The sequence below is a fragment of the Pantoea sp. OXWO6B1 genome (assembly GCF_001641135.1).
GTDB lineage: Bacteria > Pseudomonadota > Gammaproteobacteria > Enterobacterales > Enterobacteriaceae > Pantoea > Pantoea allii.
On the sequence record NZ_LWLR01000001.1, the window covers coordinates 3,159,609 to 3,180,085 of the forward strand.

A 20,477-nucleotide genomic window follows, 5' to 3' on the forward strand; every position below is an offset into this window, starting at 1 on the left:
CCAGGCTTAATGCAGGTTGATACGAGTCACGTCTGGCTCAATGCCAAACTCATCTTTCAACTGCTTTTTAGACTTGGTGACCATCTCGCCGTCTTTGCCGATCGTCATATGCTGTGGGGCCTCGTTATTCCGCGCCTGCCACATCATCACCAGTTGCAGGCTGTTATCACGCTGCTGCTGGGTAAGCGCCACGCCATCCGGCCATTTTCCGGTTTCCACAGCCATAACCAGACGGTCATAGATTTCAGGCGTCATGGCATCAAGCATCGCGTCAAGTTGCTGTTTCATCGTTATCCTTTCGTCTCGTCACCTTGCTGATCGGTAAAGTTCAGCGAGGCGGAATTAACACAGTAGCGTTCACCGGTCGGTTGTGGACCATCCGGGAAAACATGACCGAGATGGGCATCACAACTGCCACAACGGATTTCAACACGCTGCATACCATGTGAATTATCTTCCAGATAGCGAATCGCGTCATCGCTTACCGGCTGATAGAAGCTGGGCCAGCCACAACCTGAGTCATACTTGGTGTCAGACAAAAACAGGGGAGCGTTGCAGACCAAACAGTGGTAGATCCCTTCCTGCTTATTGTGCAGCAGCGCACCGCTGTACGGTGGCTCCGTTCCACGCTGCTGCGTGACATAACGTTGCATCTCAGTCAGTTGGGCGATTTTTGCTTCGGGTGCGGTTTCTTTAGGCATTTGAGCAATTCCGGGATGTCATTCTGTAAAAATCGACTACTATTCTAACAAACGATCAACATTAGTCGGGTCTTTTTTTGTGCTCAACCCTTCAGTCCGTATCCTACAAGGTAGATTTGTGACTTCGATCACCTTTTCTCTGGCATATCCCTATATATTCGGCGAAGGATTCAACAGAGCACGTTTTTTTCAGGTGCGCGCAAGCGGTTGCGGCACAAATAATTCCTGTTGAGTGGATTGACCTGTCGCAACAATTGACACGATTCCGCTTGACGCCTGGTAAGGTTTTTGTAATTTTACAGCCAACCTTTTATTCACTAACAACTAGCTGGTGGAATATATGACTATCAAAGTAGGTATCAACGGTTTTGGCCGTATCGGTCGCATCGTTTTCCGTGCTGCTCAACAGCGCTCTGACATCGAAATCGTTGCTATCAACGACCTGCTGGACGCTGACTACATGGCGTACATGCTGAAGTACGACTCTACTCACGGCCGTTTTGACGGCACCGTTGAAGTACAGGACGGCGCTCTGGTTGTTAACGGTAAGAAAATCCGCGTTACTGCTGAGAGAGATCCGGCTAACCTGAAATGGGACGAAGTCGGCGTTGACGTCGTTGCTGAAGCAACCGGTATCTTCCTGACCGACGAGACTGCACGTAAGCACATCACTGCAGGTGCCAAGAAAGTCGTTCTGACCGGTCCATCTAAAGATGACACCCCAATGTTCGTTCGTGGTGCAAACTTCGACAAGTATCAGGGTCAGGACATCGTGTCTAACGCCTCTTGTACCACTAACTGTCTGGCACCACTGGCAAAAGTGATCAACGACAAGTTCGGCATCGTTGAAGGCCTGATGACCACCGTTCACGCGACCACCGCGACACAGAAAACCGTTGATGGCCCGTCTCATAAAGACTGGCGTGGCGGTCGTGGCGCGTCTCAGAACATCATCCCTTCTTCTACCGGTGCAGCGAAAGCGGTAGGTAAAGTGCTGCCAGAACTGAATGGCAAGCTGACAGGTATGGCGTTCCGCGTTCCTACTCCAAACGTTTCTGTTGTTGACCTGACCGTTCGTCTGGAAAAAGCAGCGTCTTACAAAGAAATCTGTGCCGCTATTAAAGCCGCTTCAGAAGGCGAAATGAAAGACGTGCTGGGCTATGTTGAAGATGACGTGGTTTCTACCGATTTCAACGGTGAAATCCTGACGTCAGTATTCGATGCTAAAGCCGGTATCGCGCTGAATGACAACTTCGTTAAACTGGTTTCCTGGTATGATAACGAAACCGGTTATTCAAACAAAGTTCTCGACCTGATTGCGCTGGTTTCTGCTAAATAAGGCAGCCAGACAGAAGAGAATAAGGGTGACTTCGGTCACCCTTTTTTTGATCCATTTCGTAAGGAGTCGGGCATGCAAGACAAACTCTTTTCTCTCCCCGTGGTTAAACAGATTACGCCTTACCTGTCACAGCGTCAGGTCGGGGATCTTCCGGCAATCGTTGTCAGCCATCCTCGCGTGCGTGCGGCCATAACTTTACAGGGCGCTCACCTTATTGCCTGGCAACCCAGCGGGGAAAAGCACGTGCTGTGGCTGAGCGATAAAAGCCCTTTCTCGCCAGGTAAAGCGATTCGCGGCGGCGTCCCCATCTGCTGGCCCTGGTTTGGACCTGCGGGTGAACCGGCGCATGGATTTGCCCGTAATCAATCCTGGAAGCTGTCTGCTCATGATGAAAACGAAGAAGGCGTGATCTTAACGCTGGTGCTGGAAAGCAACCCACAGACGCTGAAGTTATGGCCACACGAATTTACGCTGATAGCACGTTTTCGTCTTGGGCAGCACTGTGAGATCGAACTGGAAGCCTATGGTGACTATGAGTCCACCGCTGCGCTGCACAGCTACTTTAACGTGGCAGATATCAATGGGGTCGATGTCTCGGGACTGGGTGATACCTATATCGATAAGGTTAACGACAATCAGGAAGGCACCAGTGACGGTAAGCAGCGTTTTACCAGCCGGGTTGACCGTATCTTTACTGCGGCAAACGACTGCTCCGTGATTAACGATCAGGTGGGACAGCGGCAAATCGAGGTTTATCATCACCACCAAAGTGACGTTGTCACATGGAACCCAGGCGTTGAGCTGTCCTGCAGCATGACAGACATGCCCAACGAAGGTTACAAAACCATGGTTTGTGTGGAAACGGCTCGCATCAGCAAACCGTTACGCAGTGCGGGCGAAAAACCGGCCCGACTGGCGACCACGATTCGTCTGAAAGGGAAATCGAGTTAAGGCTTAAGGGCGCTTTTCATACGACGTCCAGTGGCATTTTGTGCCGCGGCGGCGGGAAAGCTTTGTCGATCAGGAAACACTCCTCATCACTCAGGCTAATATCCAGCGCCGCGGCATTTTCCTGCACATGCAGCAGTGAGCTGGCTTTAGGGATAGCAATCACACCCGGCGCACGGATAACCCACGCCAGCAGAAGCTGAGCAACCGTAATCCCCTTCTGCTGAGCAATGGCGACCAGGGTTGGCTCTGAAAACAGCCGATTGCGTAAGCGTCCTGCCTGAGCCAGCGGACAATAGGCCATTACCGGCATCGCATGCTGCTGGCACAGGGGCAGAAGATCATATTCGATACCGCGTGAAGCCAGATGATAAAGCACCTGATTGGTTGCGCAGGCTTCACCACCGGCTTCGGCCCACAGCTCATCCATATCATCGCTGTCGAAGTTTGAAACGCCCCAATGCACAATTTTTCCCTGCTGCTGCAGGCTTTGCATTGCGCTTATGGTTTCGTCCAGGGGCACACTGCCACGCCAGTGCAGCAGGTAGAGGTCAAGGCGGTCGGTTTGCAAACGCCGCAGGCTGGCTTCACAGGCGGCTATCGCGTCATATTCTCCGGCATTCCATGGGTAAACTTTCGATACCAGCAACGCGCTGTCACGGCGCCCTTTTAGCGCCTCGCCGACCACCTCTTCCGCCCCGCCATCGGCGTACATTTCGGCCGTATCAATAATTTTCAAGCCCGCATCCAGCCCAGCCTGAAGCGCGCTGACTTCCTGCTGTCGGCTGTTGCTGTCTTCACCCATGTACCAGGTCCCAAGCCCTATCGCCGGTATTGCCTGTTGACCTGCCACGTTAACGTATTTTGCCATTTTACGCTCCTGCACTGTTATAGGGCAGACAAACTAACAGAGGGCAACGCCTGCCCTCTTAAGGTGCAAATCAGAAAGTGTAACTTACGCCTGTCCAGATCGTGAACTGTCCACTTTTATCAACCATGGGACTGTCTTTGATTTCACTGGCAAAACGGGTGTAGCGTCCTGACAGGTTAGCATTCCACTGTGGCGTAATGCTGTAGCTGGCATTCAGCTCCGCATAAGGTGACCAGCTGTCATCGGGATGATAGCGGCTGATACCGGTACGATCGCTCTCATGGCCAGATACGCCATAGTAGTAACGGTTCTGATTCGCGCTGTTCCACATGGCTCCAATCCCCGGCGTTAACGTAAAATCGCCGAAGTTAAAGCGGTAGAGGTAGGTAAGATCCCAGATGATGCCATTACTGTTGTTGAGTACGTCACCGAGCAGTGAAGTACGAACAATCCCCCAGTCTGCGGTATGTCTGTAGGTCGCACCGCCCATCAGCGTCATGCGGCGCTTATCCAGCCCTTTCATATCGCCCAGATCGTTGTCACCCGGGTCATATTCTTGTGGTGAGCCCAGCAACGTCAGAGACAGCTGATCCTGAGGGTCTTTCCACAGGTAGTAACCGCCCTGTAGCGTGTTAAACCAGAAGTTTTCTCCTTCATAATTGATGATGGGCACGGGCAAATAGCGGTCCTGCCCACCCCGATACGGGGATTGCGCATAAATCACTGATGCACCGAGTGATAAAGGCGCGGCCTGAACTGCCTGCCCCAGAAAATAACAAGGGAGAAGTGCGATAAGCGTGTTAAGTTTGAATTGGTTCACAATTTATTCATTCCATAAATATAACAATCACTCATACAGTCTAACGCTTTTTACAGACTGAATTAACCTTATATGAAAATCATCTACCCAATTTAAGGCAGGATGTGGCATAACCGGGTTAGAGACATCACAAATTTGCCATTTATGCGTCAAAAAGGTTTCGCAACAAAATGATTTTGTTATTGATATGTGGCTCACTAATCAAAAATCTATGATGAAATTTCCTGAATGCCTTCTACAGTTAAACTTAATACCGAGGGTTTTGTTGAAAGAGAGTAACCATAAAAGTTGTGCATCCCGATAACAATGATCAGGTTGGCATAAGGGTTGCTGTAGCAAAAGATAATATCTTCCGGGAGCTGTACGAGCACTGATTATTGCTCCTTTACCTGTGCTAAAAACGAAAGGACGGGCATCGCTATGAATATATTCGATCATTATCGTCAGCGTTATGAAGCTGCCAAGGACGAAGAGTTCACACTGCAGGAATTTCTTACCATCTGTAAACAGGATCGCAGTGCATACGCCAACGCCGCAGAGCGACTGTTAATGGCTATCGGTGAACCCGTGATGGTTGACACCGCTCAGGAGCCACGCCTTTCCCGAATCTTTTCTAACCGGGTGATGGGACGTTACCCGGCATTTGAAGAGTTTTACGGTATGGAAGAAGCGATTGAACAAATCGTTTCTTACTTGAAACATGCGGCACAAGGCCTTGAAGAGAAGAAACAAATTCTTTATCTGCTGGGTCCGGTCGGCGGCGGTAAGTCCTCTCTGGCTGAGCGGCTGAAATCGCTGATGCAGCGTGTGCCCATCTTTGTGTTGAGCGCCGATGGCGAACGCAGCCCGGTCAACGATCATCCCCTGTGCCTGTTTAATCCGCAGGAAGACGCCAATATTCTGGAAAAAGAGTACGGCGTACCCCGCCGCTACCTTGGCACCATTATGTCGCCATGGGCGGCTAAACGCCTGCACGAATTTGGTGGGGATATCACCCGCTTCAAAGTGGTGAAAGTATGGCCGTCGATTCTGGAGCAGTTAGCCATCGCCAAGACCGAACCCGGTGATGAAAACAATCAGGATATCTCCGCACTCGTCGGTAAGGTCGACATTCGTAAACTGGAAAACCATGCTCAGAACGATCCTGACGCCTACGGTTACTCAGGTGCGTTATGCCGGGCGAACCAGGGCATCATGGAATTCGTTGAGATGTTTAAAGCACCCATCAAAGTGCTGCATCCCCTGTTAACCGCCACCCAGGAAGGTAACTATAACGGTACAGAGGGCATCTCTGCTCTGCCGTTTAACGGTATCATTCTGGCGCACTCGAACGAATCTGAGTGGGTGACGTTCCGTAACAACAAAAACAATGAGGCGTTCCTTGACCGTGTTTACATCGTTAAGGTGCCTTACTGCCTCCGCGTATCCGAAGAGATCAAGATCTACGAGAAACTCCTGAATCACAGTGAGCTGTCCACGGCACCTTGCGCGCCCGGCACGCTGGAAACTCTGGCGCGATTCTCCATTCTGTCACGCATGAAAGATCCGGATAACTCCAGTATCTACTCCAAGATGCGTGTATATGACGGTGAAAGCCTCAAGGATACCGATCCCAAGGCGAAGTCCTGGCAGGAATACCATGACTACGCCGGCGTAGACGAAGGGATGAACGGATTGTCCACCCGTTTCGCCTTTAAAATTCTGTCCCGCGTCTTTAACTTCGATCATGCTGAAGTGGCAGCCAACCCTGTTCACCTGTTTTACGTGTTGGAACAGCAAATAGAACGTGAGCAGTTCCCGCAAGATCAGGCGGAAAAATACCTTGAGCACCTGAAAGGTTATTTAATTCCGAAATATGCAGAGTTTATTGGCAAAGAGATTCAGACGGCTTATCTGGAATCCTATTCCGAATATGGTCAAAATATCTTTGACCGCTATGTCACTTATGCCGATTTCTGGATTCAGGATCAGGAGTATCGCGATCCTGATACAGGGCAGCTGTTTGACCGTGAGTCACTTAATGCGGAACTGGAAAAAATTGAGAAACCTGCGGGGATTAGTAATCCTAAAGATTTCCGTAATGAAATTGTCAATTTTGTGCTGCGTGCACGGGCCCATAATAACGGCCGCAATCCGAACTGGACCAGTTATGAGAAACTGCGTACGGTGATTGAGAAAAAAATGTTCTCAAATACCGAAGAGCTGTTGCCGGTTATTTCGTTCAATACGAAAACGTCCACGGATGAGCAGAAGAAGCACGATGATTTTGTCGATCGTATGATGGAAAAAGGCTATACCCGCAAACAGGTTCGCCTGCTGTGTGAATGGTATCTGCGCGTACGTAAATCGTCCTGATCAGAGTCTGTAAGCAAACCGGTGCGGGATAGCACCGGTCACTTAAGGACGGGACAGCCCGGCCTGCTTGCAATGTAGTTTGGGGGAACATCATGGCCTATTTTATCGATCGCCGACTAAACGGTAAAAACAAGAGCGCGGTCAACCGCCAGCGCTTCTTGCGTCGTTATAAGTCCCAGATTAAGCAGTCGATCTCCGAGGCCATCAACAAACGCTCGGTGACCGACATCAGTAGTGGCGAATCCGTTTCCATCCCGATTGATGACATCAATGAACCGATTTTCCATCAGGGTCGCGGCGGGCAACGCCATCGTGTCCATCCGGGCAACGATCACTTTATACAAAATGACCGTGTTGAGCGGCCGCAGGGCGGCGGTGGCAGCGGTTCCGGTCAGGGCAACGCCGGTCAGGACGGTGAAGGTCAGGATGAGTTCGTTTTTCAGATCTCCAAAGATGAATATCTGGACCTGCTGTTTGAAGATCTGGCGCTGCCCAACTTGCGTAAAAATCAGCACCGCCAGTTAAACGAGTATAAAACCCACCGTGCGGGTTTTACCTCAAATGGTGTGCCGGCCAACATCAGCGTGGTGCGCTCTCTGCAGAACTCTCTGGCGCGTCGTACTGCCATGACCGCAGGTAAACGTCGCCAGCTGCATCAGCTTGAAGATGAACTCGCCACGGTTGAAAAGTCAGAACCGGCTCAGTTGCTCGAAGAGGAGCGCTTACGCAAAGAGATTGCCGACTTGCGTGCGCGTATCGCTCGGGTGCCCTTTATCGATACCTTTGATTTACGCTACAAAAACTTTGAAAAACGCCCTGAACCTTCCAGCCAGGCGGTTATGTTCTGCCTGATGGACGTCTCGGGCTCCATGGATCAGGCTACCAAGGATATGGCAAAACGCTTTTATATTTTGCTCTACCTGTTCCTGAGCCGCACTTACAAAAATGTCGATGTGGTTTATATCCGGCACCATACACAGGCCAAAGAAGTCGACGAGCAGGAGTTTTTCTATTCACAGGAAACCGGCGGGACCATCGTGTCGAGCGCCCTGAAGCTCATGGATGAAGTGGTCAAAGAGCGTTACGATCCGGCACAGTGGAATATCTACGCTGCTCAGGCGTCAGATGGCGACAACTGGGCGGATGATTCACCGCTGTGTCATGAGATTCTGGCGAAGAACATCTTACCGGTCGTCCGTTACTACACCTATATTGAAATCACCCGTCGTGCTCACCAGACCCTGTGGCGCGAATATGAACACCTGCAGTCGATATTCGATAACTTTGCGATCCAGCACATTCGTGAACCCGAGGATATCTACCCGGTGTTCCGTGAGCTGTTTCACAAGCAGGCAATGGAAGCCTGAGACACGAAGCCGACGCCCTGTCGGCTTTTTTTTGTCTAATAACCTGTTAAAACATGGCCTTCCCCGTCACAAACCCTCCAACTACTCTATTAATATCGTTAAACTGGAGTAACAAAGGCATTAGCAATTGATATAAATTGCATAATGACCATGACAACTCATTGATAAAACATTATCTTGCAGACATAGCATGGGTGTTTCTACACATTAGCTAACATTGATTGCCGTATCTCAGGAGACCGGGTTTGAACCACACTATTGTTTATAGTCTTTTTATTATTGGGTCCGTGCTGGTTGCGTCGAGTATCTTACTCAGTTCCTTTTCATCCCGTCTGGGCATTCCTATCCTGGTCATTTTCCTGGCGCTGGGAATGTTAGCCGGGATTGATGGCATCGGCGGTATCGCCTTCGATAACTACCCAGCCGCTTACCTGATCTCTAACCTTGCCCTGGCGATTATTCTGCTGGATGGCGGAATGCGCACCAAAGCCAGCTCGTTCAAGGTGGCGCTGGGCCCGGCACTGTCGCTGGCAACGGTAGGCGTCATTATCACGGCTGGATTAACCGGTCTGGTCGCCGCATGGCTTTTCCGGCTCGATATGATGCAGGGCTTTTTAATTGGTGCCATTATCGGTTCCACCGATGCGGCGGCGGTGTTCTCACTGCTGGGCGATAAAGGCCTGAATGAACGCGTAAGCTCAACGCTGGAAATTGAGTCTGGCAGCAACGATCCTATGGCAGTGTTTCTCACCATTACGCTGATAGAGATGATCGAGCAGGGCAAAACCGGCCTTGACTGGATGTTTGTGGTACACCTGATTCAACAGTTTGGTCTGGGCATTGTGCTGGGCCTGGGCGGCGGCTGGGCCCTGCAGCAGCTGATTAACCGCATTAACCTGGCTCCTGGCCTTTACCCTTTACTGGCACTCAGCGGCGGTATTCTGGTGTTTGCCCTGACCACGGTCCTGGAAGGCAGTGGGATTCTGGCCGTGTATCTGTGTGGTTTCTTGCTCGGCAACAGCCCTATCCGCAACCGCTTTGGCATTCTGCAAACCTTTGATGGTATGGCCTGGCTCAGTCAGATAGGCATGTTTATCGTGCTGGGCCTGTTAGTCACGCCGTCGGATCTTTGGCATATCGCGGTCCCGGCCATGATTCTCTCGCTGTGGTTGATTTTGGTTGCGCGCCCCCTGTCCGTCTTCATCGGCTTATTGCCCTTCCGTGGCTTCACCGGGCGCGAGCGGGTTTTTATCAGTTGGGTGGGCCTGCGTGGCGCGGTGCCGATTATCCTGGCGGTGTTCCCGATGATGGCGGGCCTGGAAAACGCGTCGCTCTATTTTAATATTGCCTTCTTTGTCGTGTTGGTCTCACTGATGCTGCAGGGCACCTCGCTGGGATATGCCGCGAAGAAAGCCAAAGTGGTGGTACCGCCTACGGCGTCGCCCATCAGCCGCATCGGGCTGGATATCCATCCGGAAAATCCCTGGGAGCAGTTTGTCTATCAGCTTAGTGCCGACAAATGGTGCGTAGGCGCCGCGCTGCGCGATCTACAGATGCCGCGTGAAACCCGTATCGCCGCCCTGTTTCGGGATAACGTGTTGATGCATCCAGATAGCGCGACGCGTTTAAAAGAAAACGACGTGATTTGCGTCATTGGTCGTGAGCGTGATCTGCCTGCGTTGGGAAAAATGTTCAGCCAGTCGCCGCCCGTCTCGCTGGATCAGCGTTTCTTCGGTGACTTTATTCTTGATGCCGACGCTCGCCTGAACGATGTGGCGCAAATATATGGTCTTGAACTGGATGAACACACCAACGCGCAACAATCACTGGGACAACTGATGCTCGGCATGCTCGGCGGCACGCCCGTCGTAGGCGATCAGATTGAATGGAATCAGCTCACCTGGACCGTGGCGGAAAAAGAAGATAATCAAATCGTGAAAATTGGTGTGCGCCCAAGTGAAGACAAGGAATAATCTTAATTAATTGGCGCGGTTAATTGGCTGAATTGCACTAAGCTTTTATGACATTCAGTTAAAACGGGAGTTATCCATGGGTCACGTGGTTAAAATTGGTCGCTACGAAATTGTCGATGCAGAATTCAGCAGCGAAGAACCTGTGACAGTGAGTATTCCCTGCCACACCAACCCCGGCCTGAGTTATCAGCTCGACGGCTGGGATCATGACACCAGCGTTCCTGCCTGGATTGATGACCAGGAAGTCATCTTGCACATCGGGCATTACGATAAGCAACAAGACCGCTGGGTATTAAAAAAATCAGCATGATCCTGTGAATTGCCGCCAGACAGTGGATTTGGCGGTAATTCCTAAAAAAAGCCCCTGTACGCACTGCTCATAAGTTATACTTTTTAAATATTATCTTTCAAATTAGCCACTTAAACAAAACTCACGCGATTATCGCCTGGTTTTTTAAGAATTATTCCGTATTAACTCTGTCAAATATCTCCTGCATACTCTTCCCCAGTGCTGCATTTTTACGTGACTCAACTCACGCTTAGCGAAATTTTTTCTTGCAGCGTTAATGGCTCTAATGACTGTAACAAACTGAAAACATCCCGGTTTTGGATTTTCAGTCGTTAACCCCTGAACGCGTACTTGATTCTGGTCAGGCCATCTTTTACTTAATTAAGAGAGCAGGTTTTATGGCAAGTACAATGGTAATAAACAATGCGAGTCGCTCATGGAGCGGTCTTCGTAAGAATATTCTTGTAAAGTTTGCACTCAGTTTTTCCGACCTTATTGCGCTGAATTTAGCGCTGTTTCTCTCTGCTGCCACTATTCAGGGTATTTGGGGAGATCTTGATGCGTTTATTCCACCGCATCAAATTGAAAACCGTTTTATTGCGCAGTTTATTATGTCGGTATTATGTACTGGCTGGTTTTGGATGCGTCTGCGTCACTACACTTACCGCAAACCCTTTTGGTTCGAACTGAAAGAGATTATCAAAACACTGGTTGTTTTCTCTCTGCTCGATCTGGCATTAATCGCGTTTTCTAAATGGGACTTTTCCCGCATGGTGTGGGTGTTCAGTTGGAGCTATGCCCTGCTTCTGCTGCCGCTGATGCGCGCCGGCGTAAAAAAAGCCATTAATAAAGCCGGTCAATGGAAAAAAGAGACCATCATCATTGGTTCAGGTCGCAACGCCACCGAAGCCTTCGCGGCCTTACAAAGTGAAGAAATTCTCGGTTATAACGTTCAGGCGTTTATCTCTGTAGAAGACGCGCCGCAGCAGCAGAGTGTTAATGGCGTGCCCGTCATCTCGGCGAAGGATATCAACTGGAACACCATCGACCGTGACAATGTGCAGTTTATTGTCGCGATGGAGTATGAGCAGCAACCGGAACGCGACCGCTGGTTGAAGTTTTTATCCAAAATGAACTGCCGTTCCGTGTCAGTGATCCCGACCTTACGCGGCGTGCCGCTTTACGGTACGGACATGTCGTTTATTTTTAGCCATGAAGTGATGATTCTGCGCGTAAGTAATAACCTGGCGAAGCATTCCTCACGCTTCCTGAAGCGTGGCTTCGATATTGTGGTGGCATCATTGCTACTGCTCTTCCTTGCACCGGTCTTCGGCCTGCTTTGCTACATGGTCAAGCGTGACGGCGGCAATGCGATTTACGGTCACGAACGTATCGGCCAGGATGGCAAAAAGTTCAAATGTCTCAAGTTCCGCTCGATGGTCACGAATTCCAAAGAGGTTCTGGAAAAACTCCTGGCGACCAGCGAAGAGGCACGCCGGGAATGGGACAAAGACTTTAAGCTTAAGAAAGACCCACGCATTACAGGCATTGGCGGCTTCCTGCGTAAAACCAGTCTTGATGAGTTACCGCAGCTCTGGAACGTGATCCGTGGCGAAATGAGTCTGGTGGGACCACGGCCGGTGATTGAGGCTGAGCTTGAGCGTTATGCCGGCGATGTGGATTACTACCTGATGGCAAAACCGGGCATGACCGGGTTATGGCAGGTCAGCGGTCGTAACGATATTGATTACGATACCCGCGTCTATTTTGACTCCTGGTATGTTAAAAACTGGGCGTTGTGGACGGACATCGCCATTCTGTTTAAAACGGCGGGCGTGGTATTCCGCCGCGACGGCGCTTACTGATGTAGCCAGCGATGCCTGTTTCGGACAGGCATCGCGATTTCGCCCGGTAATTCGCTTTCCTTTTGTCCTGTTAATCATTACCCTCTTCCCTCGCTTTATCGAACGTTTACCCTCTGGTTGCTATGCAAAAATATACCTTATTGTTATTGAGCCTGGTGTTACTGGCACCTTTAGGCATCGATCTCTATTTACCGACGCTGCCCCAGATTGCCGAAGGCTTATCAACACCTGTTGCCCTGGTGCAAACGACTATCCCACTCTTTTTGCTGGTGATGGGCCTGGGGCAACTGGTCAGTGGCCCGCTGGTGGACAACTATGGACGTAAGCCCATCGCCTTGCTGGGCCTGGCGCTCTATATTGCGGGCAGCGCCATCGCCGCCACGGCGACCTCTTTCCCGCTGTTTTTACTGGCCCGTCTGGTACAGGGTTGCGCGGTATGTTGCAGCGCGGTGGTAGCCTTTAGCGGCGTGCGCGACCGACTGAGCGGCGATGATGCCGCCCGGGCTTATGGCTTCCTGAATGGCGCACTGAATATTGTGCCCGCACTGGCTCCGTTACTGGGTGGGCTGTTGGCCAGCGCCTTTGACTGGCGAGCGCCCTTCTGGTTCCTGTGCGCTTACGCGGCAGTAGTGATGCTGATGGTTATCGTCTGGCTCCCTGAAACGCGCCCGGCGGATACGCTGCGCGTTAAAGGCCTTCCCGTGAATCAGTACGCCACCATTCTCCGTCAACCTCGCTTCCTGGCCTTTGCTTTTGCCAATGCCGGTGCCGGTGCCCTGGGCATGGTGCTGACCTATGTATCACTGGCCCCACAGGTATTAATGACCGAAGGCGGTCTGTCCCCTCTGGCTTTCTCTTTCGCCTTCGGCGCCAATGGTTTTTGGATCATGATGGTTAGCGTGGTGGTGAATAAAGCGATTCGTAAAGCGGGCCGACCGTTTTGCCTGGCCATCGGCTTTATTACGATGCTAACGGGTGCCGTGCTGCTGGTGGCAGGCATGACGTTATTCCCTGCGAGTATGCAATCCCACTGGGCGCTGTATATGTTTCCGGTCGCGGTTGCCGTCGCTGGCCTGGCCTTCACCGTTGGGCCAGCCACCAGCTATGCGCTGGAGCCCTATCAACAGCAGGCGGGCGTCGCTTCAGCGCTACAGGGGTTTATTCAGATGGCGGGAGGCGCAGCAGGCAGTCTGATCGTCGTAGCCCTGCCGATGGCAGAAAAGCTGTCGCTGACATTGATGATGCTGCTGGGCGCAGCGCTGGCCTTCCTGGCCTGGCGCTGCAGCAAAAACATGCAAAGTCGTATTACCGCTGTTAAATAAGCTTAACCGGAACGCGGGGGGCCAGTGCGCACATGAGCTCATAGCCCACGGTTCCGGCTGCTTTCGCCACCTGATCGATTTTGACGTTTTCGCCCCATAACTCGACAGACGAGCCAATGCCAGCCTGCGGGCAAGGCGTGAGATCAACCGTAATCATGTCCATAGACACCGCGCCGACAACCTGCGTCATAATGCCGTCAACAGCAACCGGGGTGCCTGTCGGTGAATGGCGCGGATAACCATCTGCATAGCCGCAGGCTACCACGCCGATACGCTGTGGCTGCTTTGCATGATAGCGGTAGCCATAGCCTACGCCATCTCCAGCCTGAAGTTGCTGCACGCCAATAATCTCACTGGTGAGCGTCATCACCGGCTTCAGACCACTGCTGGCGATATCCTGCCAGTCACCGCTTGGTGAGGCACCGTACAGTATGATCCCCGGGCGCACCCAGTCGTGATGTGCTTCGGGATGCCACAGCGTACAGGCCGAATTGGACAATGAAAGCGGGCTTTCCAGCCCTTCCGTGGCCTGCGCGATGCGCTTTAACGGTTCGACAATACCGTCAGGATTTTCCGCATCGGCAAAGTGCGCCATCAACGTGATATCCCCGACGTTTTCAATCGCACGCAGTTTATGCCAGATCCCATTGACCTGCTCAGGACGGAACCCCAGACGATTCATACCGCTGTTGATCTTCAGATAAATATCAACAGGCGCAGAAAGCGTGGCATTGGCCAGGGCGTGAATCTGCCAGTTGCTGTGCACACTGGTGGTCAGCCGGTAGCGATCGATTAATGCCAGGTCATCAGGATGAAAGAACCCTTCGAGCAGTAATATCGGCTTTTTCCAGCCCTGCTCGCGCAACATAATGGCCTCTTCCATGTTAAGCAGAGCGAAACCATCGGTCGCTGACAGGCTTTCCCATACGCGGGCAATGCCGTGACCATAGGCATTCGCTTTGACCACTGACCAGATGCGTGACGCAGGAGCCGCCCGGCGCGCAATCGCCAGGTTATGTCGCAACGCGTGTTGATCGATGGTAGCGACAATTGGACGTGACATACTTCCTCTCCCTGAAGGCTTAACGGGTAGCGTTAACGTTGCGAAGCGGCGATCGGCTGGCCGCAAAACCGGGTAAATAGCGAAAGACGGTGAGATCATCTGCGGCTATCGCGGATGATGTTCCGGACATGACGTCAGCGAGTAACTGACCGGAACCGCACGCCATTGTCCATCCCAGTGTACCGTGTCCGGTATTCAGATAAAGGTTCGAGAGCGGCGTAGCGCCAACCACCGGCGTTCCATCTGGCGTCATAGGGCGCAGGCCGGTCCAGAAACTCGCCTGGCTGACATCACCGCCTTCAGGATAAAGGTCTGTGACCACCATCTCCAGGGTTTCACGACGCGCCTCCAGCAGTTTGGTGTTAAAACCAACAATCTCGGCCATGCCGCCGACGCGAATACGGTTATCAAAGCGCGTCACTGCCACTTTGTAGGTTTCATCAAGAATCGTAGAAACCGGTGCCGCATCGGGATTGGTCACCGGAATCGTCAGGGAATAGCCTTTAAGCGGATAGACGGGAATATCGACGATATTCTTCATCAGCGAGGTCGAATAGGAACCCAGCGCCACGACATAGCTGTCGCCTTTAATCACTTCCTCACCGCACTTCACGCCATAAATACGATTGCCGTCGCGTAGCAACTGATCGATTGGCGTATTAAAACGGAAGACAACTCCGGCTTCTTCGGCCATTTTAGCCAGACGTTGAGTAAAAAGTTGGCAATCCCCGGTTTCATCATTCGGCAGGCGTAATCCGCCGGTGAGTTTATGGTGGGTCGCCGCCAGTGCAGGCTCGACGCTGGACAGCTGATGCGCCTCCAGCAACTCGTAGGGCACGCCGGCCTCGCGCAGTACAGCAATGTCTTTACTGGCGCTGTCAAACTGCTGCTGGGTACGAAACAGCTGCAGCGTGCCGCCCTGGCGGCCTTCGTAGGCAATGCCGGTTTCGGCACGGAGCGCTTTCAGGCAATCACGGCTGTATTCTGCCAGGCGGACCATGCGGCTTTTGTTTTGCTGGTAGTGACGCATATCGCAGTTGCGCAGCATGTTCCACATCCATTCGAGCTGAAAGCGACTGCCGTCCAGCCGTATTGCCAGTGGAGCATGACGCTGGAACATCCATTTCATTGCCTTCAGTGGTACACCCGGCGCCGCCCAGGGCGCAGCATAGCCCGGAGAGATCTGTCCGGCATTCGCGGCGCTGGTCTCCATAGCGGGCTGAGGCTGACGATCGATCACGGTGACCTGGTGCCCGGCGCGCGCCAGATACCATGCGCTTGTTACGCCTACTACGCCACTTCCAAGAATCACTACGTGCATAAGTCCCCCGCGAAATTAAAAAGCATAATCCACTGTTCACTGGTTTACATTCAGTGTGATCACAAAGTGGAAACATCCTCTAAACAATTCAACTATTTCACCTCTTTTTCCGTCAGCAGGTAACTAAAATCATTTCACAGACTGAAATTCAGAGATTTATGCGCCCTGATGCAAAAAATCAGGCATAAATGACATTGTTTATAGTTAATTCCTCCTATTGCAGGAGAATCATTTGACGCGCGCCTTTATCCTAAAAAGCAGTGCTTTATGCTAAAAAAAACCCACAGCGCAGCAAGTAGGGCTATTTAATCCCAACCCTTTCAACCTGAAATGATTTTTCTGCCAAAGAATTCGTTTGAGTTCCCCGATCAGATAAGCGACAGTGAACTATCATTGATATGTTCACTCAGTTTTTTTGGGTTTCCTTTCTCAGGAAGAGCCTTAAATAAATCGTAACGGGCAGCCAGTCAGCGTTCGCTCGTTCGCCAAAACAGAGGTGCGCTATGACCACAATCTTTGACGATTCCCTCATGGACAGCAAACGAATTAGCGATGGTCCTGACTGGACATTCGAATTACTGGATGTCTATCTGGCTGAAATTGACCGTGTAGCCAAACACTACGGTCTGGACACCTACCCGCACCAAATTGAAGTGATCACCTCAGAACAGATGATGGATGCCTACTCCAGTGTCGGCATGCCGATTAACTACTCGCACTGGTCATTCGGCAAAAAATTTATCGAGACCGAACAGCGCTATAAACACGGACAGCAAGGCCTGGCTTACGAGATTGTGATTAACTCCAATCCCTGTATCGCCTACCTGATGGAAGAGAACACCATGACCATGCAGGCGCTGGTGATGGCCCATGCCTGCTACGGACATAACTCCTTCTTTAAAAACAACTACCTGTTTCGGAGCTGGACCGACGCCAGCTCCATCGTCGACTATTTGCTGTTTGCTAAAAATTACATCTCTGACTGTGAAGAGCGTTACGGTGTAGAGGAGGTAGAGCGCCTGCTTGATTCCTGCCATGCCTTAATGAACTACGGGGTTGATCGCTATAAACGTCCGCAGAAAATCTCGCTGCAGGAAGAGAAAGCTCGGCAGAAAAGCCGTGAAGAGTATTTACAGAGTCAGGTGAATACGCTGTGGCGTACGCTGCCACGACGGGAAAAAGAAGCCACTCAGATTGAAGCGGCGCGTTACCCGTCAGAGCCGCAGGAAAACCTGCTCTACTTTATGGAAAAGAATGCCCCGCTGCTTGAATCCTGGCAGCGTGAAATTTTGCGTATCGTCCGTAAGGTGAGCCAGTATTTTTACCCGCAGAAACAAACCCAGGTGATGAATGAAGGCTGGGCAACCTTCTGGCACTACACCATCCTGAATCACCTCTATGATGAAGGCAAAGTGTCTGAACGCTTTATGATGGAGTTTTTGCACAGCCATACCAACGTCATTTTTCAGCCGCCTTATAACAGCCAGTGGTACAGCGGGATTAATCCGTATGCGTTAGGCTTTGCCATGTTCCAGGACATCAAACGCATTTGCCAGTCGCCAACCGAAGAAGATCGCTACTGGTTCCCGGATATTGCGGGTTCTGACTGGCTTAAAACGATGCATTTTGCGATGCGTGAATTTAAAGATGAGAGCTTTATCAGCCAGTTTCTGTCGCCTAAGGTCATGCGTGACTTCCGTCTGTTTACCGTGCTGGATGACGATCGTAATAACTTTCTGGAGATTGCAGCTATCCACGATGAATCCGGCTACCGCGCCGTTCGCCAGCAGCTTTCGGCGCAGTACAACCTGAGTAATCTGGAACCCAACATACAGGTTTATAACGTCGACTTACGCGGCGATCGTTCACTGACGCTACGCTATGTACCGCAAAGTCGTGCACCGCTGGATAAAAGCCGCCGGGAAGTGCTTAAGCACGTCCATCGCCTGTGGGGGTTTGATGTGATTCTGGAACAACAGAATGAAGACGGAACGGTAGAGCTACTGGACCGAAATCCACCGCGTAACTCCCCGCTGTAAATGGACAAAAAAAAACCGGACGTCACGTCCGGTTTTTTATTAACGCTTGCTGCCTAAATCGTCAGGCATCGTTTTTTGCATTGAATGCCAGATATCACCGCTCTGACGGCCATAGCGGCGCACGCACTCGACGATTTCGTCCTGAGTGGGCTCTTTATCACACAGGGCAAGCAGCGTCTGATAGAAATCTCTGGCCACTTTGCGGGCTTCCGGATTAGAAAAGTAGTGTCGTCCAACCCGGGTATAGAGCCCTTTTAGCCCGTTCAGGATCAGGCCATAGATTGGGTTGCCGGAGGCAAACGCCAGGCCACGGAACACCTTGTAATCCAGTTCGGTATAGCTATCGACCTGGTCTTCAGCACTATTAACGGCCTCCAGCACTTCGCGTGCCTTCTCAGGATAATGGCGTAATGCGCGGCTAATAAAGATAGAGGAAATATTGGTGCGAACGGATAACAGGTTATCGATCAGTGCGGGCACGCTGTCGTGATCGAGTCGCGCCAGGGTTTCAAGAATATTAAGACCCGAGGTTTCCCAGAAGTTGTTAACGCGCGTGGGTTTACCGTGCTGAATCGTCAGCCAGCCGTCACGTGCCAGACGCTGTAACACTTCACGTAACGTAGTGCGCGTCACGCCAATCAGTTCAGAAAGCTCACGTTCAGCAGGAAGAATCGATCCGGGTGGAAAACGGCTGTTCCAGATGCTTTCAATTATATACTCTTCAGCAAATCCGGCTGGACTCTGCGCCTTAATAACCATAACTGTGTGTTCTCATTGCTTTCTGGATCGTAATGGGCACTCATCATACCAGACGCCCTATAGCGGATATAGCCTGCACAACGATTAAAAGCGCGGTTTAGCAAAAAATTAAGACAGATTACCCTGATAATCTTTGACGCCATTTAAGCCCGAATCACACCTCATTTTTGCGCCTGCCCCACCGCAACGGCTGCGGTCTTGCCTATCCGGTTTAGCGCCACCGACGAACAGCAATAACATGCTGTGTGGCGGTTTGCGTGAGGTCATTAATCTGGAGCAGTGTCAGGTCATGTTTGTACATGATTTTTTATCCACGCAGGATGGCGTGCAGCGACTTTTGGTTTACACTGCGGGCTTGACGTTTACAGGGAATGCAATATGTTGCGATATTTAAACCAATGTTCGCGTGGTCGCGGTGCCTGGTTATTACTGGCACTCACAGCACTGGCCTTGGAGCTTACGGCGTTATGGTTTCAGCATGGTTTGGGCTTCAAACCCTGCGTAATGTGTATTTATGTCCGCTGCGCGCTGTTCGGCGTAGTGGCGGCAGGCGTTATCGGCTTTCTTCTGCCTCGCTCACCGTTACGCCTGGTGGCGATTCTGGTGTGGATTTACAGCGCCTGGAAAGGGCTGCAGTTGTCTTACGAACACACGATGATCCTGCTGCATCCCAATCCCTTTGTGACCTGTGATTTCGCTGCGCGTTTCCCGACATGGTTGCCGCTGGATAAATGGCTGCCGTCGGTATTTGTTGCCAGCGGGGATTGCTCAGATCGCGGATGGGATTTTCTGTCTCTCAGCATGCCACAGTGGATGATCGGTATTTTCGCCGCCTATCTGTTGGTCGGCGTGCTGGTACTGATCGCTCAGCCGTTGAAACCTAAACGCCGCGACTTATTTGGTCGCTAACGTAAAAAAGGCTGCCGCTGGCAGCCTTTCGTTTATGTGCATCATCCGTTCCGATCTGGCCGGTCGATAATATGATCTTCCCAGTCGCGGACTTCACTTTCCCGCACGGCAATGTAGCGCACCGAAATGCGCTGAGCGTGCATCTCGGTTTTTGACCCTGCGCGCAGCGGGTGCCAGGCCGGTAGCGGTTTCCCCTCGCCCAGGAGTCGATAGGCGCAGGTGCGAGGCAACCAGTTAAAGGTCGTCAGGTTTTCGCGCGTCAGCTTGATGCAGTCTTCTTCATATTCAAACCGGCGCTCGTAATTGCGACACTGGCAGGTTTTGATGTTGAGCTGGTTACAGGCGACGTTGGTGAAATAAATTTCATCGGTATCGGCGTCCTGTAACTTGTTCAGACAGCACTGGCCACAACCATCACACAAGGATTCCCATTCCTCATCGCTCATTTGTGCCAGGCGCTTGTGTTGCCAGAAAGGGGTTTCAGTCATGATGGTTGTCCAGATTTAGCATAAACCGCACCTTATAAAGATATTGGC

18 protein-coding genes are annotated in these 20,477 nt (G+C 51.5%); 10 read left to right on the forward strand and 8 right to left on the reverse strand.

Annotation, left to right across the window (positions count from 1 at the left end):
• Positions 1–6 precede the first annotated feature (6 nt).
• Together A6A26_RS16945 and msrB are read right to left on the reverse strand one after the other, a co-directional pair.
• Complete coding sequence (locus tag A6A26_RS16945; protein ID WP_063879815.1) at positions 7–288, reverse strand: YeaC family protein; 282 nt, start codon at positions 286–288, stop codon at positions 7–9.
• Between the two features lie 2 nt (positions 289–290).
• Positions 291–701, reverse strand: a complete 411-nt coding sequence (gene msrB / locus A6A26_RS16950) for a peptide-methionine (R)-S-oxide reductase MsrB (RefSeq protein ID WP_063879816.1) — start codon at positions 699–701, stop codon at positions 291–293.
• A gap of 340 nt (positions 702–1,041) precedes the next feature.
• Here msrB and gapA point away from each other — a divergent pair, with 340 nt between their 5' ends.
• A complete protein-coding gene (gene gapA / locus A6A26_RS16955) occupies positions 1,042–2,040 on the forward strand; it encodes a glyceraldehyde-3-phosphate dehydrogenase (RefSeq protein ID WP_063879817.1) in 999 nt (332 codons plus the stop codon).
• A 72-nt stretch (positions 2,041–2,112) separates the two neighbouring features.
• Positions 2,113–2,991 (forward strand): D-hexose-6-phosphate mutarotase, encoded by an 879-nt coding sequence (locus A6A26_RS16960; protein ID WP_063879818.1) that lies wholly within the window; start codon positions 2,113–2,115, stop codon positions 2,989–2,991.
• A gap of 16 nt (positions 2,992–3,007) precedes the next feature.
• On the opposite strand, the gene A6A26_RS16965 is transcribed toward A6A26_RS16960, so the two are convergent.
• Positions 3,008–3,859 carry an aldo/keto reductase gene (locus A6A26_RS16965; protein ID WP_063879819.1) on the reverse strand — a complete coding sequence of 284 codons (852 nt, stop codon included), beginning with the start codon at positions 3,857–3,859 and terminating at the stop codon, positions 3,008–3,010.
• A 70-nt stretch (positions 3,860–3,929) separates the two neighbouring features.
• Complete coding sequence (locus A6A26_RS16970; RefSeq protein ID WP_063879820.1) at positions 3,930–4,679, reverse strand: MipA/OmpV family protein; 750 nt, start codon at positions 4,677–4,679, stop codon at positions 3,930–3,932.
• 420 nt (positions 4,680–5,099) lie between these two features.
• Between A6A26_RS16970 and yeaG the strand changes: the two genes are divergently transcribed.
• The 6 genes from yeaG (at position 5,100) to A6A26_RS17000 (ending at position 13,850) form a co-directional block, all read left to right on the forward strand.
• Positions 5,100–7,034 carry a protein kinase YeaG gene (yeaG, locus tag A6A26_RS16975; protein WP_063879821.1) on the forward strand — a complete coding sequence of 645 codons (1,935 nt, stop codon included), beginning with the start codon at positions 5,100–5,102 and terminating at the stop codon, positions 7,032–7,034.
• Positions 7,035–7,126: 92 nt separating this feature from the next.
• Entirely contained in the window at positions 7,127–8,401 is a 1,275-nt protein-coding gene (locus A6A26_RS16980; protein WP_063879822.1) for a YeaH/YhbH family protein, read from the forward strand.
• A 245-nt stretch (positions 8,402–8,646) separates the two neighbouring features.
• Entirely contained in the window at positions 8,647–10,374 is a 1,728-nt protein-coding gene (locus A6A26_RS16985) for a potassium/proton antiporter (protein WP_063879823.1), read from the forward strand.
• A gap of 76 nt (positions 10,375–10,450) precedes the next feature.
• The gene (locus A6A26_RS16990) at positions 10,451–10,684 is read left to right on the forward strand and encodes a DUF1480 family protein (protein ID WP_063879824.1); all 234 of its coding nucleotides are present in this window, start codon (positions 10,451–10,453) and stop codon (positions 10,682–10,684) included.
• Positions 10,685–11,061: 377 nt separating this feature from the next.
• Positions 11,062–12,528: an undecaprenyl-phosphate galactose phosphotransferase WbaP gene (gene wbaP, locus A6A26_RS16995; protein ID WP_063879825.1), complete on the forward strand. Its 1,467-nt coding sequence runs from the start codon at positions 11,062–11,064 to the stop codon at positions 12,526–12,528.
• Positions 12,529–12,650: 122 nt separating this feature from the next.
• Positions 12,651–13,850, forward strand: coding sequence for a multidrug effflux MFS transporter (locus tag A6A26_RS17000; RefSeq protein ID WP_063879826.1), 1,200 nt, complete (start codon positions 12,651–12,653; stop codon positions 13,848–13,850).
• Here A6A26_RS17000 and dadX read toward each other — a convergent pair.
• Entirely contained in the window at positions 13,843–14,913 is a 1,071-nt protein-coding gene (gene dadX / locus A6A26_RS17005) for a catabolic alanine racemase DadX (protein ID WP_063879827.1), read from the reverse strand. The genes A6A26_RS17000 and dadX overlap by 8 nt on opposite strands.
• Before the next feature lie 19 nt (positions 14,914–14,932).
• Complete coding sequence (locus A6A26_RS17010; protein ID WP_063879828.1) at positions 14,933–16,234, reverse strand: D-amino acid dehydrogenase; 1,302 nt, start codon at positions 16,232–16,234, stop codon at positions 14,933–14,935.
• A gap of 503 nt (positions 16,235–16,737) precedes the next feature.
• Here A6A26_RS17010 and A6A26_RS17015 point away from each other — a divergent pair.
• Positions 16,738–18,273, forward strand: coding sequence for a SpoVR family protein (locus tag A6A26_RS17015; RefSeq protein WP_063879829.1), 1,536 nt, complete (start codon positions 16,738–16,740; stop codon positions 18,271–18,273).
• A gap of 39 nt (positions 18,274–18,312) precedes the next feature.
• Here A6A26_RS17015 and fadR read toward each other — a convergent pair whose 3' ends face one another.
• A complete protein-coding gene (gene fadR, locus A6A26_RS17020) occupies positions 18,313–19,032 on the reverse strand; it encodes a fatty acid metabolism transcriptional regulator FadR (RefSeq protein ID WP_063879830.1) in 720 nt (239 codons plus the stop codon).
• Positions 19,033–19,410: 378 nt separating this feature from the next.
• On the opposite strand from fadR, the gene dsbB reads away from it, so the two are divergent.
• Positions 19,411–19,941 (forward strand): disulfide bond formation protein DsbB, encoded by a 531-nt coding sequence (dsbB, locus tag A6A26_RS17025; RefSeq protein ID WP_063879831.1) that lies wholly within the window; start codon positions 19,411–19,413, stop codon positions 19,939–19,941.
• 41 nt (positions 19,942–19,982) lie between these two features.
• Here dsbB and A6A26_RS17030 read toward each other — a convergent pair whose 3' ends face one another.
• On the reverse strand, positions 19,983–20,429 hold the full coding sequence (locus A6A26_RS17030; RefSeq protein ID WP_063879832.1) for a YcgN family cysteine cluster protein: 447 nt from the start codon (positions 20,427–20,429) through the stop codon (positions 19,983–19,985).
• Between the last annotated feature and the right edge of the window lie 48 nt (positions 20,430–20,477).